The sequence below is a fragment of the Streptomyces sp. NPDC045778 genome (assembly GCF_056431945.1).
The window spans coordinates 17,791-34,020 of sequence record NZ_JBWKJZ010000009.1 but is presented as its reverse complement, the minus strand read 5'-3'; the positions used below and the strand labels follow the sequence as shown (position 1 = coordinate 34,020).

Genomic DNA, 16,230 nt, shown 5'->3' with positions numbered 1-16,230 from the left:
AGGCATGGTCAGTTCACCTCCGGGCCCATCGCGGGACACGTCGACTGGGGACTTCGGCCGCGGGGAGGACCGCCGTCGCGGCGGGTGCCGCGAGGAGCGAGGCGGCCAGGGCCAGGTGCAGCAGATAGGGCGAGGCGTCGCCGAGGCCGGCCTCGGTGTACGACGAGATCGCGCAGTAGCTGATCAGGAAGATCGCGCAGGCCCTCGGCACCGACGGCGGCCGCAGCAACGCGACGCCGCCGAGCACGAGGATCATCGTCGCCACGATGCCCACGCCGATCAGGCCCTGCTCGTGGTAGACGGCCAGCCAGCTGTTGTCGATCGGAAGGCCGCCGAACGACTTGTCGCTCAGGCCGACGCCGAACACCTTCTCCCCGGTCGACCGGGGCGCCGCGAGCAGCGCGTCCCAGACCTTGGCCCGGCCGGTGAGGTTGGACAGGTTCTCCTGGCTCTGCCCGCGCAGGTACCAGGACTGCAACGCGGAGCTGAACGCCACCGCGGCCACCGTGGCGCACACCACCGTCCAGGCGAAGAACCGGCGGGCGGCGGAGCTGGTCAGGATCAGCGAGCCGATCGCCAGCACGAGCCCGATGAGCAGGCCGAGCGTGGCCGTCCGGGTGTGGGTCAGCACCAGCAGGCCGAGCGACGGCACGATGACCAGCGCCGCACTGGCCCCGGTGGTGTGGCGGCCGAGCAGGAGCAGCACCGTGAGCCCGATGATCACCGCGGCGTACTGCCCGATCTGCGGCGGGGTGAGCGGCCACAGCGCGCCGACCAGACGCCCGCCGTAGTACTCGGGCATGGCCGTCCCCGGCGAGACCACCAGACCGGCGGCCACCAGCACGAGCACCGCGAAGTACATCCGGATGTGGTGGCGGACGAACGTCAGGCCGCCGTCCCACCAGCGGGTGAGCAGCCACAGCGTGCCGACGAAGAGGGACAGCCGGGCGCACCGGAACAGCGCGCCGTACCCCACTTCCAGGTTCGCGCTGGAGATCAGGCTCGGTACGAGGAGCAGGGTGAGCAGCAGCACGAAGGCGCTGGCCCGGACGCGCAACCGGAGATTGAGCGCCAGTGCCAGAGCGAACGCGGAGACCAGCGCCCCCATGGTGGCCATCTGGATCAGGGAGCGCGGCAGCGGGACGACGGTCTTCGCCCCCGCGGAGCCGAGCGTGTTGAGGGCGAGCAACGCCCAGACGATCCCGACGGCCTTCGGCGGGCCGGCGGGGCGTGGCACGGCACCGGGGTCCGTGCCCGCCGTGTCCGGTCCGCCCGGCAGCGCGCCGCGCATCAGGTCGCCGCCCACCTCAACCACCCGCCCTGGGGTCGAAGGTGCTGCCCGTGTCCTGCTGGTACGGCGTGCTCTGCCACTGCGCGGGGTCGAGCTTGCGGCCCGGGTCCCCCGCGACGAAACTCCACGGCCCGCGGTAGACGTTGTCGTGCCAGCGGTTGCGCTGCTTGTGGGTGATCGCCTCGGCCACCCGCTTGCCCTTGTACGGCGACCACTTGGGATAGGTGCCGTAGTTGGCGAGGACCGCCATCCGGCCGCACTCCGCCTCGCACTTGACGACGGCCTTGTCCAGGACGAAACGGTTGTCGTGGATGTCCACCCGCTGGGTCTTCCACCGGCAGTCGGCGTAGAGCGGCGCGGTGGCGATCGCCGGCCGCGCGCAGCGGCCGGTGTCCTTGACCAGCAGCGTGCAGTAGCCGGTCGAGGTGTTGGCCGGGCTGTTGCAGAACCGGTCGGCGTTCTCCCACAGGGTGATCCCCGACCAGTTGTCCTCCAGGACGTTCCGGTAGATCTCGATCTTGCTCGTGCGGGCGCGGATCCGTGGTTCGCCGCCGGACTCGGACACGTAGACGGTCGCGTACGGGAAGTCGTCGCCGCGGTCGGCGTTCCTGCGGCCCTCGACCCAGTTGTTCCGCCGGATCGTGTTGTTCCGGACGACGGCGTTGTAGCTGGTCTCGTACATCAGCGCGGCGCCGTCGTTGGCCTCCAGGACGTTGTCCTCGATGCGGAAGTCGTTGTTGTTGTTGTCCGCCCACAACCCGGCTCCGCGGTTGTCGTGCACCCAGTTGCCGCGGATGTCGGCGCCGTTGACGGCCCAGAACTTGATGCCTCCGGTGCAGCCGCAACCGGGCTTGCGCCGCTCCCAGTCGTCGGTGTTGTTGCCCACGACCTCGTTGCCCTCGACCAGCAGACCCCTGATGGAGTCACCGGTCTTGTACGCGTTCATCCCGTACTGCCCGTTGCCGCGCAGGCAACTGGCGCGGACCCGCTGGCGCGCCCCGGCCATCAGGCCGGCACCGGAGTTGTACTGGATCTTCGCGTGCTCGATCACCCAGCCGTCGGCCATGTCGTGGTTGACCACGCCCTCGTTGTTCGGCGCGACGAAACGCTCCACGGTCAGATGGCGGATGGTGACGTCGCGGGCGGTGCCGCCGAACGCGTACTGGTTGGTCTTGCGGCCGTCGAGCACCGCGCCCGGCGCGCCGAGGTAGCGGTTGCCCTTCTTGGGCATGACCTGGGCGTAGCGGTCCGGTTCGAGCCGGTGCTTGCCCGGCCGCAGCCAGAACGTGGTGTGCGGGGGGCTGCTCTTGGTCTTCGCCGCCAGGTCACCGACCACCGCCGGGTCGACCGTCACCGCGCCCTTGGGCGCCTGCGCCGGGCCCGGCGCAGGCTTGGCGCACACCCGGGCCACGGAGGCGGAGGACGCCCCGGACGACGGCGTACCGCTCGGCTCGGCGGAGGCGCCCGACGAACCGGTACAGCCGGTCGCCGCCAGCAGGGCGAGCGCCAGCGGTGCCGCCGGCAGCGCCCAGTGCCGCCATGTGATCCCCACGCGTCCTCCCCTCTCCCTAGCCGTGGAACCTGAGTACGGTGGTGAACCCCTCCGCGCTGTCGGCGAAGCCCGTGCCGACCAGCGCGGTGGTGGGCTCCTTGCGCCCGAAGCCAGGGGAGTACCAGCCCAGCGGCGGGTCGCTCTCGCCGCGGTGCGCCCGCCAGGACAGCTCCCCGGGCAGGTCGAGCACCGCGGAGCGGTCCTCGCCGTCACGGCTCCAGGTGAGCACCGCCCGGTTCTCCACCAGGTCCGCGGTGATCGCGGGGCCGAGGTGGAAGGCCAGGCGCACGGGCCGGTGGTCCCCGGGGCGGACCTCGTCGACCACCCTCAACTCCTGGGTTGCGGCGGTCAGTTCCACCCGGCGGCGGTGCACGGCCGGCCGGTAGCCGTCGTGCTCGGCACACCAGCGGGCCACGCCCCCGTCGGAGGGGTCCGCGACCAGGACGCGGCTGCGGGCATGCCGGGTCCACAGGAACGGGCCGCCGGAGGCGGACTGGTCGGCGTCGTCCAGTCGCAGCGTGTTGTGGCCGAGCGTCGACCGGAAGTACTGCCGCCACTCGGGCTGCCCGTGGTAGCAGTACGTGCCCGGGTCGGCGAGCACGTCGACCCCGTCGTGCCGGACCTCCACGGACAGCGCGTCCGCGTGCGCGTGCGCGGCGATGGACAGGAAGCCGTGCGGACCGCCGTCGCAGCGGCACCAGATCTCCCCGGGGCCGCGCAGGATCGTCATCCCCGCGTCGGCGAAGTGGGCGGGCCGGCGTGCCGGGCGCGTCACGCCTCCGTCCTTCGCGTACGGCCGCAGCAGCGCGGCCAGGAGCGGGGTGCGCACATCGGTGCCGGTCACCGCGGGCCACCAGGAGAGGGACCCGAACACGGCCTCCCCGGTGGCAAGGAGCGAGGCCCAGCGGTCGGTGCCCGCGCCGTCCACGACCAGGCCGTGCCCGTCGTCGGCGTCCCCCTGGCGCGGCGGCCGCAGGCGGTTGTCCACGACGGCCGCGAGCGCGTCGGTCATCCGCAGCAGCACCAGGCGGATCGACGCGGGCACCGGCACCCCGGCCGCATCCGCCTCGGCCACCGCGGCCAGACCCAGTTCGAGGACGAGTCCGTGGTACTCGGTGGCCAACTCGCGGTTGAGGCCGGAGGGGAAGGTATTGGCGCGCAGCTGCCGCTCCAGCGAGGCGAGCGCGTCGGCCCGCCAGCGCGCCGAGGAGGGGAACCATCCGAACGCGCAGGCCGCGGCCAACTGCCCGGCGGCCTCGGCGATGACGTGGTTGTTCGCCGAAGAGCCGCGGCTGGGGAAGGCGGCCAGCCAGCGCTGGTGGTGCCAGATCTGGTTCAGGGCCACCGGGTTGCCCTCGAAGAGGCCGGCCGCGCCCTGCCATCCGTCGAGCAGCCGGCGGATCCACACCCAGGAGAGCAGCCGGATGCCCAGCTCGATGCCGCTGATCCAGTGCACCCCGCGCAGCGGCGGGTTGGCCTTCCACCACGACCGCAGGTGCGCGGCCACGCGCTCGGCGTACCGGTCGTCGCCGGTGAGGGCGTAGGCGGCGGCGAGCACGGTGAGGTACTGGTGCCGGGACGGCTCCCAGATCTGCTTGATGTCCCCGACCACGTCCTCGTTCCGGTACGGCACGTCGAAGGCGTAGCCCCATGGCGCCCGGCGCCCGGTCTTGGGGTCGCACCACCAGTCCGGGTCGGTGAGGTCGTCGCGGACCACGCCGAAGTACTCGGCGTGCCCGGCCATCAGGCGGTCGGCCTCGGCGAGAAGACGCTTCGCCGCCTCCGGTGGCACCGCGGCGGTCGTCCCGGCGGGCAGCACCGCGGTGAACAGGGCGCCGGTCACCCTCGGGCTGTCCGGCCGCGCCGACCGCCACCGCCGCCTGCGCACCGCGTCGCCCACCCGGCCGCCGACCTCCCTCGGCGCCATCCGGGACAGGCGCCTCAGGTACCAGCCGGGGCTCATGGTCATCGCGTCCTCGCCAAGGTGACCGGGGCGTCGGCGGCCAGGCCGGCCCGCACGGCGAGGGTGGCCGCCGTCGTGGCGACGAGCGACTCCAGCGGCACCGGCATCGGCCCGCCGGTCCGCACGGCCTTGACGAACGCGGCCAGCTCGGCGTTCTGGCCCTTGTCCCGGGCCTTGGGGAGGCGTGAGCTGACCCACCGCTTACCGCCGTACACCGAGGCGCGGACGAAGTCGTCGAGGCGCAGCACCTTGCCGTCCGCGACGAGGTCCAGCGTCTCCTTGGGGAAGGCGGGCGAGCCGGTGGTGACGTAGCTGATCGTGGCGGTGGAACCGTCCGGGTAGCGCAGCACCACCTGGAGGTCCTCGTTGCCGGAGGCGGCGACCGCGTACACCGAGACCGGGTCGGCCCCGAGCAGCCAGCTCGCCGTGTCGATGAAGTGCCCGCCCTCACCCGCGAACCGCGAGCCCTCGGTGTCCTGTCGTAGGTACCAGCTGCCGTGCTGAAGGCGGCCCGCGTTGACCAGATAGCGCAGGCTCGCCGGACCGCTCCGGGTGCCGAACCGCTGCTTGGCCTCCTGCAACAAGGGCGCGAAGCGGCGGTTGAAGCCCACTTGCAGCCGGTCGTTGCCGGACTCCTCCACCGCCGCGAGCACCCCGGCCAGCTCGTCCTCGGTGAGGGCCAGGGGCTTCTCGACGAACACCGCCTTGCCGGCGAGGAGCGCCTTGCGGGTCAGGTCGGCGTGCGAACTGTGGCGGGTGACGACGAACACCGCGTCGATGGACTTGTCGCCGAGCACGGCGTCGAGGTCGGTGGTCGCATCGCGGAAGCCGAACTTGCGCTGCGCGTTGGCCCCGGACAGCGCCGTCGTGGTGACGACCGTCGACAGCTCGACGCCGTCGCGCCCCGTCAGGTGCGGCAGGAGCATCGACGTCGCGTAGTTCCCCGCGCCGACGAACGCGAGCCGCACCGGCGCCGTGGCGGCCCGAGCCGCACTCCGCTTCACGGTGACCGTGGGCACGGCGAGCGTCGGGGCCTGCGTTTCCCCGGTGTGCTCGGGGTAGCGGAACAGCACGGCCACGGCCTTGAGATCGCCGTCCTTCAGGCGCTGGTACGTCTCGACGGCGTCGTCGAAGTCGGCGACGTGCGAGACCAACGGTTCCACGTCGACGCGGCCGCGGGCGACGAGATCGAGGAAGCACGCCAGGTTGCGCCGCTCCGTCCAGCGCACATAGCCGATGGGGTAGTCGCGCCCCTCCAGTTCGTACTCCGGGTCGTAGCGCCCGGGGCCGTAGGACCGCGAGAACCGGACGTCCAGCTCCTTCTCGTAGTACGCGTTCCACGGCAGGTCCAGGCGGCACTTGCCGATGTCGACGACCCGGCCGCGGTCCCGGCAGAGCCGGGCGGCCAGCTCGACGGGCTGGTTGCTGCCGCCGCCCGCGGCCAGGTACACCTGGTCCACGCCGTGGCCGCCGGTGAGTTCGGCCACGGCGGTCTCCACGGCCGCGGCCCCGGGGTCGCCGCAGGCCGCGGCGCCCAGGCGTTCGGCCAGCTCGCAGCGCGCCGGGTCCGGGTCGACACCGACGACGCGGACGCCCGAGGCGGTCAGGAGCTGCACCACCAGCTGCCCGATCAGACCGAGGCCGATGACGAGGGACACCTCGCCGAGCCGCGACCCACCTTGGCGGACGCCCTGCAACGCGATCGACCCGACGGTGCCGAAGGCCGCGTGCCGCGGCGCGAGACCGTCCGGCACCGGGGTGTAGAGGTTCTTCGGCACCCAGTTCAGCTCGGCGTGCAGCGCGTGCTCGTTGCCCGCGCAGGCCACGAGGTCGCCGGCCTTCACGTCGTCGACCCCGGCGCCGACCTGCTCGACCACCCCGCACAGCGAGTAGCCAAGCGGCGTGTAGGAGTCCAGCTTGCCCATCACCTTGCGGTAAGTGGCGGGCACCCCGTTGGTGGCCACGCTCTGCATGACCTTGGCCACCTGGTCGGGGCGGGAGCGGGCCTTGCCCAGCATCGACATGCCGGCCTCGGACACCTTCATCAGCTCGGTCCCGGTGGAGATCAGCGAGTAGGCGGTCCTGACGAGGACACCGCCCGGCTTGCACCCCGGCACCGGCACGTCGATCACCGTCAGCTCGCCGCTCTTGTAGTTCTGCACAACCTGTTTCACCGAAGTCCCCTTGTTTCTACGCCGTCAAGCGAGCGTTGTCGCCGGACCCGGAGGTCGCGCCGCGATACCAGTACTCGAGGGTCAGCACATGCCACAGATGCTTGGAGAAGTCCCGCTGCCCGGCGGCGTCCTCGGCGACCATGCGTGCCAGCGCGTCGCGGCGCAGCAGCCCGGAGCCGACGAGCACGCCGTCGTTGACCACCTCGCGCACCAGCGGGGCCAGGTCCCGGCTCATCCAGGCCCGCAGCGGGGCGCTGAACAGGCCCTTGGGCCGGTAGACGATCTCCCGGGGCAGCACCGAGGTGGCCGCCTCCTTGAGGACGGCCTTGCCCTGCCGCCCTACGATCTTGCGGTCACCCGGTACGGCGAAGGCGGCCTTGACCACCTCGACGTCCACGTACGGCACCCGCACCTCGGTCGACGCGGCCATGGAAGAGCGGTCCGTGTACGCGAGGTTCAGGCCCGGCAGGAACATCCGGGCGTCACCCAGGCACATGCGGTTGACGAAGTCAGAAGGGTCATCGAGGTCGTTGTCCTCGTAGACGTCCGCGTGCTCCGTCAGCACGTCGTCGACCGCCCCGGCCAGGTCAGGATCGACCAGGGCGAGCAGCTCCTCCTGGTCGTACATGGTGTAGCTGCGGCGGAACGCGGTCTCCTCCGGCAGCTCGGCGAAGGAGAGGAACCGCTTCGCGAACCGCACCGACCGGTACCCGCGGCGGGCCGTGGCGACCGGCAACCGGTCCACGGCCGCGAAGACACCGCGCCGCAGGGGCCGCGGCACCCGCTGGTAGCGCAGCGCGATGAGGTTGGCCAGGTGCTTGCGGTACCCGGCGAACAGTTCGTCGGCGCCCATCCCCGAGAGCATCACCTTGACCCCGGCGTCCCGGGCGGCCGAGCAGATCAGGAAGGTGTTGATCGCGGCGGGGTCACCGATCGGCTCGTCCAGGTGGTACGTCATCCGCGGCAGCAGGTCGAGCACGTCCGGAGCGATCTCGATCTCCCGCAGATCGACGCCGAACCGCTCGGCCACCTGCCGCGCGTAGCGCAGATCGTCCGGCATCGCCTCGAACTTGGCGTCCTCGGCGCGGAACCCGATCGTGTAGGCGGAGATCCCCGGCCGGTCGCGGGCCGCGAGCGCGGTCAGATAGCTGGAGTCGAGCCCGCCGGACAGGAAGGTCGCCACGGGGACGTCGGAGAGCAGGTGCCGCCGGGTCGACTCCTCGACGACGGCGGCCAGGTCCGGCCGCTCGCCGCCGCGGGCCAGCTCCCGCCCCTCGGCGGCGACGTCCTTCAGGTTCCAGTACCGGCCGCGCTCCACCCGGCCGTCGGCCCGGCACCTGAGCCAGCTCCCCGGCGGCAGCTTCTCCGCTTCGCGGAACGCGCAGCGCGAGTCCGGCACCCAGTAGTAGAGGAGCGAGGCCACCAGCGCCGCGTGGTCCACCTCCAAGGCCCCGCCCGTCGCGGCGGCGAGCGCCTTCAGCTCGGAGGCGAACACCAGGCCCTCGCCGCGCCGCAGCAGGAACAGCGGCTTGACGCCGAGCTGGTCGCGGGCGAGCACCAGCTCACCGGTCCGCTCGTCGAAGATCCCGAACGCGAACATGCCGCGAAGGCGTGGCAGACAGTCCGTGCCCCAGCGCCGCCAGGCCTCGAGCAGCACCTCGGTGTCCGAGGTGCCGCGGAAGCGCACGCCGGTGGCCGCCAGCTCCGCGCGCAGCGCGGGCGCGTTGTACAGCTCGCCGTTGTACGTCAGGACCAGGCCGTTCGAGACCATCGGCTGGGCGCCGGTCTCGGACAGGTCGATGATGGCGAGGCGGCGGTGCCCGAGGTGCACCTCGCCGTCACCGGCGGGGTGGCTGTAGCGGCCCGCCCCGTCCGGGCCGCGGTGGGCGAGGACGTCCGTGAGCCGGTCGGTCACGGCCTTTCCGTCCGGCCACCGGTAAGTGCCTGCGATGCCACACATGATCTACCGCGCCTCCTGGTCGTTGTCCGGGACCCGGGCGGCCGGCATCGACGACCGCTCCGTCCGCCGCTGGCCCGTCCCGTTCTGCCGGGCCGGCCGCTCGCGTTGGCCGCGCAGCGCGGTGTGCAGGCCGTCCCACAGCGTGCCGTCGGTCCTGTCCCGCGGATCGGGGTCGATCAGCACCACCCCGATCACCGGGATGCGCTGGTCCGCGAGCTGCCGCGCCACGGTGTGCAGCCACGCGGCGCTGCCGTGCCCGGCCCGCACGACGAGCACGGTCTGGCCGCCGAGGTACTGGAGGTCGGTCCACGCGGTGCCGGGCGCCACCGAGCCGACGCCGATCCGCCGGGTCTGGCGCGCCACGGCCGCCGCGCCCTCGCCGCTGACCACCTCCGGGTCGCCCGGCTCCGTGCGGAGGCGGGCGAGCTGCGGGCCGGGCAGACCGTCGACGACGACCACCGGCCCGTCCGCCGCCAGCGCCCTCGCGACGTCCAGGGCGATCACGCTCGTACTGCGCGCACAGCCCAGTTCGAGCAGCGACACCGGTTCGGTGGAGCCGCGCACGGCGCGGGCCAGAGTCGCGGTGAGCCGTTCGCGGGCCGCACGCGTCCTGCGGGGCTGCCACAGCCTGACCCTCCCGCGCGGTGTGCGGCGCCGCTCCGCGATGACCGAGGCGCCCAGGTTCGCCGCGATCTCCCGGCGCAGCACGGGACGGTCCGCCACCACCGTGCCGACCGCCGCCACCGCGAGCCCGAGGACGAGCCCGAGGACGAGCCCGATCCCGGCGTTGGTGACCGCGGCCTTGGGCAGGGAGTGCGGCACCACGCGCGGGGCGTCCACGATCTGCGTACCGGCGATGAGCTTGGGCGTGCCGACGCGCGCCTCCTCGGCCCGCTGGGCGAAGTCGGCGATCCGCGAGTTGAGTTCGGCCCTGCGGGCGAAGAGCGACTCGACGCTCGCGGACGTCTCCGGGTCGCTCTCCGGCGACCGGCCGCCGATCGCCTCGTTGACCTGGGCGAGTTCCTTCCGCATGCGGTCACGCTGCGCCAGCAGGGCCGTGGCCTCGGCCTTCGCCGCCTCCCGCAGCCGCCGCACGTGATCCGTGACGAACGCGTCGGCCAGCGCCCTGGCCCGGGCCACCGCTTTCGCGTCGCTGTCGGCCGTCACATCGATCCGCAGCAGGTTGTTCGTCAAGCCGGTGCCCCGGTAGTCCTGCATGAAGTCCTCAGGCTTCTCCGGGGACTTGAGGGCTTGCAGGGCCTTGGAGGCGATCCGCGTGGTGCCGAGGAGTTCGACGTCGGTGCGGATCAGCGTTCCGGTGTCGTTGGGCTGGTCCTCCTGATGCGCGACGAGGACCTTGGTCACCGCGGTCGGGGGCGGCGGCCGCAGGACCGCCACCGCCGCGCCGGCGAGCAGCCCGATCAGCGCCAGGGAGCACCAGAGGCGACGGCGCCTGCGCACCGCCACGACCAGCGCCTGGAGGTCGATGAGCGGGGTGGCCGCCGACGACTCCGACGTCGTGCTTGTCGTCACACCGAATCTCCCGTCGCGTGGCCGCGGACCGCGAGCGCCAGGGTGGCGTTCTCCGGAGGACGCCCCGCGGATCGCGTCGGACGGGCCCGGACCGTGTCGGCGACGACGACGCCGACGACCTCGTGTCCCGCGTCCGCGCAGGCCCCGGCGATGCCCGCGAGTTCCCCCGCGGTCAAGGCGCCCGCGCTGAGCACGACCAGGACACCGGACTCGGTGTCGCGGTCCGGCACCATCGGCCGGGACACCGAGACCTCCACCACGCGCAGCAGCGGATCGCTCTTGGCCTCGGCCACGAGCTGCCCGGCCGCCCGGCGGGCGATCTCGTCACCCTCCGGTACGACGACAAGGAGTCGCCGCGGTGCCGGGAGCTTCTCCCGGAGGCGCGCGCACACGCGCCGGCTGCGGACGCGCCTGCTGGCCTCGTCACCGGACGTCCGCGGGGCCGGCAGGTCCCACCGGGTGTCCACGCCGAGGAGCCAGCGCGTCCAGGCCCGCAGGTCACGTCCCTGGGGGCGGTGCGCCGACGGCTGTCCCGGTACGTCGACGGTGCCGAGCAGCGCGGAGCCGAGGGCCGCGGCGATCTCCGGCTCGGCGCGCAGCCGGCGGTTCATCCGCGCGGCGGCGAGATGGCCGATGACCGCGGCCAGGAAGAACAACAGCGCCCCGGCCCCGATGAGTTGCACCCTCGTCGGCGGCGCCTCGCCCGCCGGCCGGGGCGCGGGCCCCATGACGACCATGTCGGCCTTGTCGGTCGCCGGGTCGGCCTCCTCCAGCTTCTTCATGGCGTCCTGCAGCGCGGTGCGCAGCTTCTCCAGCTCGGTGCGGGCCTGCACGCTCTCCACGGTCCGCCCGGGGTCGGCCGCCTTGGCCAGGTCGGTGATGCGCCGGTTGGTCTCTGCCACTTTCTTCCGTAGTACCTCGGGCCCCTCGGCCGCGTCGGGGGCGGTGTCGTCGCCCGCGACGCGCGCGGCGAACGAGACGAATTGGTGGGCCATCTGGTCGGAGAGCCGCTGCGCCCGCTCCGGGCTCCCGGCCGTACCCGAGATCTTGATGATGTTCCCGTCGGAGGCCTTGGCGCTCACCCGGTCCCGCAGCTCGCCGCCGCTGACGCCCGCCCAGTCGAGGGCGGCGGCCGCGCGGTCGACCACCGCCGAACTGGTCGCGATCTCCGCCTGGGTCAGCAGCTCGCGCTCCTCCCACTGCCCCGGGAGCAGGACGGACACCGACGCCGTGTAGCGCGGCGGGAACAGCACCGAGACGCCGTAGCCGACGAGGGCGCCCACCACGGCGAGGACGGCGAGCAGGCGCAGGCGCCGACGGAGAATCCGCCCGATCGTGACCAGGCGAATCGTGTCATCGCTCAATGGTGCGGCCTCCTCCCGGCCCGGCCCTGGTCGCCCGCGGGCACCGGAGCACGGTCACGGCAGGCGGCGGCGTAGGCGGCGAGCAGCGATCGCTGGGAGTTCCGCCAGGACAGCGGCCCGCTGATCCGCTCCTGGCCGATCTTGCCCATCCGGGCCCGCTTCTCCGGGTCGTCCAGAAGGGCCGCGATGAGTTCGGCGAACGCGGCCTCGTCGTTGGCGGGCGCGTAGACGGCGGCGTGACCGGCGGAGACGCGCGCCTCCCGGAGGTCGAAGGAGACGATCGGCCGGCCCACCGCCATGTACTCCAGGACCTTGTTCATGGTCGACACGTCGTTGAGCGGATTGCGCGGGTCGGGGGAGAGGCACACGTCCGCGGTGGACAGGTAACGCACCAGGTCGGCGTCCGGAACGCGCCCGGTGAACTGCACCTGCTCGGCGAGCCCGAGCTGCCGGGACAGCTCCACCATCGCGTCGAAGGCGTCACCGGAGCCGACGAACACCGCGTGCCAGTCGGTCCGCCCGAGCTGGTCACGCAGCTTCGCCAGGGCCCGCAAGGCGTAGTCGACGCCGTCCTGAGGGCCCATGACCCCGAGGTAGCACAGCAGATGAGGCTTGCCGCGCTTCAGCTCGCGCTCGGCCGGCACCGGTTGGAACCGGTCGGTCTGGGGCGCGCTGCGCACCACGAAGACGTCCTCGGGCCGCCGGCCGCCACGGCGCACCGCGACGTCCCGGTAGCTCTCGTTCGTGGCGAGTACGACGTCCGCGGCCCGGTAGGTGAACCGTTCCAGCGCGCACACGCCGCGGTAGAGCAGGTCCTTGCCCCGGCCGAACCGGGAGAGGTACAGCTCGGGCACCAGGTCGTGCTGGTCGAAGACGAACCGCGCGCCGCGCCGCTTCAGCCACAGCGCGGGCAGGAACAGCAGGTCGGGCGGGTTGCAGGCGTGCACCACGTGGACCGGGCCGACCTTGCGGGCGAGGCGGGCCGTATGCCACAACGCCGTTCCGTACTCCCGTAGATAGCCGGCCGGACCGCCTGTCGCCGCCCGCAAGGGATAGCGATGGATCCGCACCCCGTCGATCTCCGTCTCCCGCTCCGTGTCCCGTTTGCTCCCCTGGGGGCAGATGACGTGCACCTTCCAGCCCGCGTCGCGCAGCGTCGTGCACTCCTGCCACACCCGCCGGTCGAACGGCACCGAGAGGTTCTCCACCAGGATCAGCGCGCGCCGGGCTCTCCCGCCGCCGCTGACTGCGTTACCAAGCAAGGCCCATGTACCCCGGTTCGGTCCGGCGCGCGTCGGCGTCGGGAAGACGGATGAGATCGATGATCACTGGCCCCTCGCCGTGGGGAAGAGCCGCGAGCACGGCCGGGTCCCTGGTGCCGACCAGGCACACCTCGGCGTGTTCGAGCACCTCGTCGACGGAGTCGGCGAGGAGCTGCGCGAGGTGCGGAAGGCGGGTCTCGATGTACTCGCGGTTCGCGCCGATCAGCCGGGACAGGCTGACGTTCGCGTCGTGGATCTTCAGGTCGTACCCCTTGCCGAAGAGCCTCTCGGCCAGCTCGACCAGCGGGCTCTCGCGGAGGTCGTCGGTCCCGGGTTTGAAGGAGAGACCGAACACCCCCACCCGGCGCTTCCCGGTGCGCTCCACCAGCTCCACCGCGCGCTCCAGATGCGCGGAGTTGGAGGGCAGCACATGGGACAGGATGGGCACCGAGACGTCGGCCCGCTGCGCCGCGTGGACCAGGCTGCGCAGGTCCTTGGGCAGGCAGGAGCCGCCGAAGGCGAAGCCGGGCCGCAGATAGGCGGGGCTGATGTTCAGCTTGCGGTCGGCGAGGAACACGTCCATGACCTCGTGCGAGTCCACCCCGAGCGCCTGGCACACCGCGCCCAGCTCGTTCGCGAAGCCGATCTTGAGGCCGTGGAAGGCGTTGTCCGCGTACTTGATCGCCTCGGCCGTGGGGACCGGCACCCGGAACACCTCGCCGGGCAGGCCCTCGTACAGGGCGATGACCGCGTCACCGCTCGCCCGGTCGAGTTCGCCGATGACCGTCTTGGGCGGGTCGAAGAAGTCCCGCACGCTGGTGCCCTCGCGCAGGAACTCCGGGTTGACCGCGACTCCGATGTCGACCCCGGCCGTGCCGCCGACGTACTTCTCCAGGATCGGCACGAGGAGGTTCAGGCAGGTGCCCGGGAGCATGGTGCTGCGGAACACGACGGTGTGCCGCCCGCCCCGCTCGGCCAGCGCGGCCCCGATCTCCTCGGTGACCCGCTCCAAGTACGTGGTGCACAAACTGCCGTTGGCCTCCGACGGCGTGCCCACGCAGACGAGCGACACCTCGCTGCCCGTGACCGCCTCGCGGACGTCACCGGTGGCGCGTAACGCCCCCGAGCGCACGACCTCGGCGACGAGTTCGCCGATCCGCTCCTCGACCACCGGGGCCTTGCCGTCGTTGACCAGGTCGACCTTCACCTGGTTCACGTCGACGCCGATGACCTCGTGGCCCATGCTGGCCAGGCACGCGGCCGACACGCAGCCCACGTAGCCGAGCCCGAAAACACTGACCCTCATGACTGGTTCCTCCCCCCAGGCAGGCCGCTTCGGCCTGCGGTCCGCGCGTCGGCCGGACGACGACCCCCGCGCATCAATAGGCCCCCTGCCCGTAGACCACCGCACGGAGGGTCTTCCACAAGATCACTGCGTCCAGGGCGAGCGACCAGTCCTCCACGTACCGCAGGTCGAGGCGGACCGCCTCCTCCCACGGCAGGTCGCTGCGCCCGCTGATCTGCCACAGGCCGGTGAGGCCGGGCTTGACCAGGAGTCGCCGCCGGATGTCCGGTCCGTACGCGGCGGACTCCTCCGGCAGCGGAGGCCGCGGGCCGACGAGCGACATCGAACCGGTGAGTACGTTGAAGAGCTGCGGAAGCTCGTCGAGCGAGTAGCGGCGCAGCACCGCTCCCACCCGGGTCACCCGCGGATCCCGGCGGACCTTGAACAGCAGCCCCGCGCCCTCGTCGAGACCGGCCAGCTCGGCACGTGCCCCGTGGGCTCCGGTCACCATGGTGCGGAACTTGAGGATGGTGAACTCGCGGCCGTCCTTGCCGACCCGGCGCTGACGGTAGACCGCCCCGCCCCGGCTGTCCATCAGGACGAGCAGGGCGACGAGCACCATCAGCGGCGCCAGCAGGACCAGCAGGATCGCCGCGCCCATCCGGTCGACGACTCCCTTGATGGCCCGGCGGCCCCCTGTGAAGGTCGGCATGCTCACCCGGAGCAGCGGGATCCCGAGCACCGCGTCGACGTGCAGCCGCGGGCCGGCCACCTCCATCAGGACGGGGGCCACGACCATCTCGGCGTCGCTGCCTTCGAGGTTCCAGGCGAGGCGTTGCAGCCGGTCCGGTGACCAGTGCGGATCCGGTGTGACCGCGACGACGCGGTAGCCGTCGCGCCGGACGTGCTCGGCGACGTCCGCCAGTTGGCCGACGACGGGCACTCCGTCCAGGTGGTCACCTTCAAGTTCGAGGCCGTCCGTCGTGCACACCGCGTCCACCCGCCAGCCCAGGTGCGGGAACTTGCGGGACCGGCTGATCAGGTCGCGCAAGGTGGCCGGGCTCCCGGCCGCGAGCACCGGTCTCAGACACCGGCCTTCCTTGCGCTGCTTGTGCAGCCGGAGGCGCAGCAGATACCGCGCCGTCATGGTGACGAGTCCGATCGCGGGGATCGCGACGAAGATCCAGAGCTTGATGTTGCGCGAGGTGAGGGCTATCCCTCCGAGCGCCAGTACGACGGCCGCCGTGAACACCGAGCGGCCGAGCCTGCGGAATTCCTCGGCGCCCTGGCCGAGCACGGCCGGAGCCCACGACCGGCTCACCGCGAGGGCCCCGAGCACGAGGAGTTCGGTGCCGAAGGCGAGAATTCCCCACTTCTCGTGCCAGTTGGCCGCGTCCCGGGCCCCGAAGAAGGTGCCGATCGCCGCCACCACGAAGGCGGTGGCCACGGTATCGCTGATGATCACGGTACGTCTGTACCGCTGCTCCCAGTCGCTCGCGGGCTGGCTGATTGCCCCCTTCGCCAGCTGCCCGCGCGCCGACGGAAATGGGTTGACTAATTCCCCCTGCACAGGACCCCCCCAGGTCGCCAGTGGTGCGACGTGTTCGACTGACACGGTTCTTTCACCCGGGAAGCCCCCGCCCCCCGCGCCGCGCTGTTTCTCCCCATGGGAGGCCCACGCCCCCCGCGCATGACATCCCAGCCATTGCAGCGCTACTTGAACAACCCACCCTGGCGGCAGCGGACTCGCCTGTCCTGCCAGACTCTCGAGGTGTGCGGGAACCCGTTGAAACCTCGGGTGCTCCCCGCACCCGAGGCCCCCTTGAGGGCCCCTGAATTGATCACC

10 protein-coding genes are annotated in these 16,230 nt (G+C 72.3%); all 10 read right to left on the bottom strand.

Annotated elements, in window-relative coordinates:
• Positions 1-13: 13 nt before the first annotated feature.
• Entirely contained in the window at positions 14-1,291 is a 1,278-nt protein-coding gene (locus AC07GB_RS13885; protein WP_478845369.1) for an O-antigen ligase domain-containing protein, read from the bottom strand.
• 16 nt (positions 1,292-1,307) lie between these two features.
• Positions 1,308-2,843, bottom strand: a complete 1,536-nt coding sequence (locus AC07GB_RS13880; RefSeq protein WP_478844907.1) for a right-handed parallel beta-helix repeat-containing protein — start codon at positions 2,841-2,843, stop codon at positions 1,308-1,310.
• Positions 2,844-2,859: 16 nt separating this feature from the next.
• Positions 2,860-4,812, bottom strand: a complete 1,953-nt coding sequence (locus AC07GB_RS13875; RefSeq protein ID WP_478844905.1) for an alginate lyase family protein — start codon at positions 4,810-4,812, stop codon at positions 2,860-2,862.
• Entirely contained in the window at positions 4,809-6,980 is a 2,172-nt protein-coding gene (locus AC07GB_RS13870; RefSeq protein WP_478844903.1) for a bi-domain-containing oxidoreductase, read from the bottom strand. The genes AC07GB_RS13875 and AC07GB_RS13870 overlap by 4 nt, the downstream gene beginning before the upstream one ends.
• Positions 6,981-6,996: 16 nt before the next feature.
• On the bottom strand, positions 6,997-8,940 hold the full coding sequence (asnB, locus tag AC07GB_RS13865) for an asparagine synthase (glutamine-hydrolyzing) (RefSeq protein ID WP_478844901.1): 1,944 nt from the start codon (positions 8,938-8,940) through the stop codon (positions 6,997-6,999).
• A 3-nt stretch (positions 8,941-8,943) separates the two neighbouring features.
• Positions 8,944-10,473: a Wzz/FepE/Etk N-terminal domain-containing protein gene (locus AC07GB_RS13860; RefSeq protein ID WP_478844899.1), complete on the bottom strand. Its 1,530-nt coding sequence runs from the start codon at positions 10,471-10,473 to the stop codon at positions 8,944-8,946.
• On the bottom strand, positions 10,470-11,837 hold the full coding sequence (locus tag AC07GB_RS13855; protein WP_478844897.1) for a Wzz/FepE/Etk N-terminal domain-containing protein: 1,368 nt from the start codon (positions 11,835-11,837) through the stop codon (positions 10,470-10,472). Before AC07GB_RS13855 ends, AC07GB_RS13860 begins: the two co-directional genes overlap by 4 nt.
• On the bottom strand, positions 11,834-13,099 hold the full coding sequence (locus AC07GB_RS13850; RefSeq protein WP_478844895.1) for a glycosyltransferase family 4 protein: 1,266 nt from the start codon (positions 13,097-13,099) through the stop codon (positions 11,834-11,836). Before AC07GB_RS13850 ends, AC07GB_RS13855 begins: the two co-directional genes overlap by 4 nt.
• The gene (locus AC07GB_RS13845; RefSeq protein WP_478844893.1) at positions 13,089-14,405 is read right to left on the bottom strand and encodes a nucleotide sugar dehydrogenase; all 1,317 of its coding nucleotides are present in this window, start codon (positions 14,403-14,405) and stop codon (positions 13,089-13,091) included. The genes AC07GB_RS13850 and AC07GB_RS13845 overlap by 11 nt, the downstream gene beginning before the upstream one ends.
• 73 nt (positions 14,406-14,478) lie before the next feature.
• On the bottom strand, positions 14,479-15,954 hold the full coding sequence (locus AC07GB_RS13840) for a sugar transferase (RefSeq protein ID WP_478844891.1): 1,476 nt from the start codon (positions 15,952-15,954) through the stop codon (positions 14,479-14,481).
• Positions 15,955-16,230: the final 276 nt, after the last annotated feature.

What these genes read in the sequence shown, in the direction of transcription:
- AC07GB_RS13885 (WP_478845369.1), bottom strand. Translation starts at nt 1,291, where the DNA reads ATGCGCGGCGCGCTGCCGGGCGGACCGGACACGGCGGGCACGGACCCC.
- AC07GB_RS13875 (WP_478844905.1), bottom strand. Translation starts at nt 4,812, where the DNA reads ATGACCATGAGCCCCGGCTGGTACCTGAGGCGCCTGTCCCGGATGGCG.
- asnB (WP_478844901.1), bottom strand. Translation starts at nt 8,940, where the DNA reads ATGTGTGGCATCGCAGGCACTTACCGGTGGCCGGACGGAAAGGCCGTG.
- AC07GB_RS13845 (WP_478844893.1), bottom strand. Translation starts at nt 14,405, where the DNA reads ATGAGGGTCAGTGTTTTCGGGCTCGGCTACGTGGGCTGCGTGTCGGCC.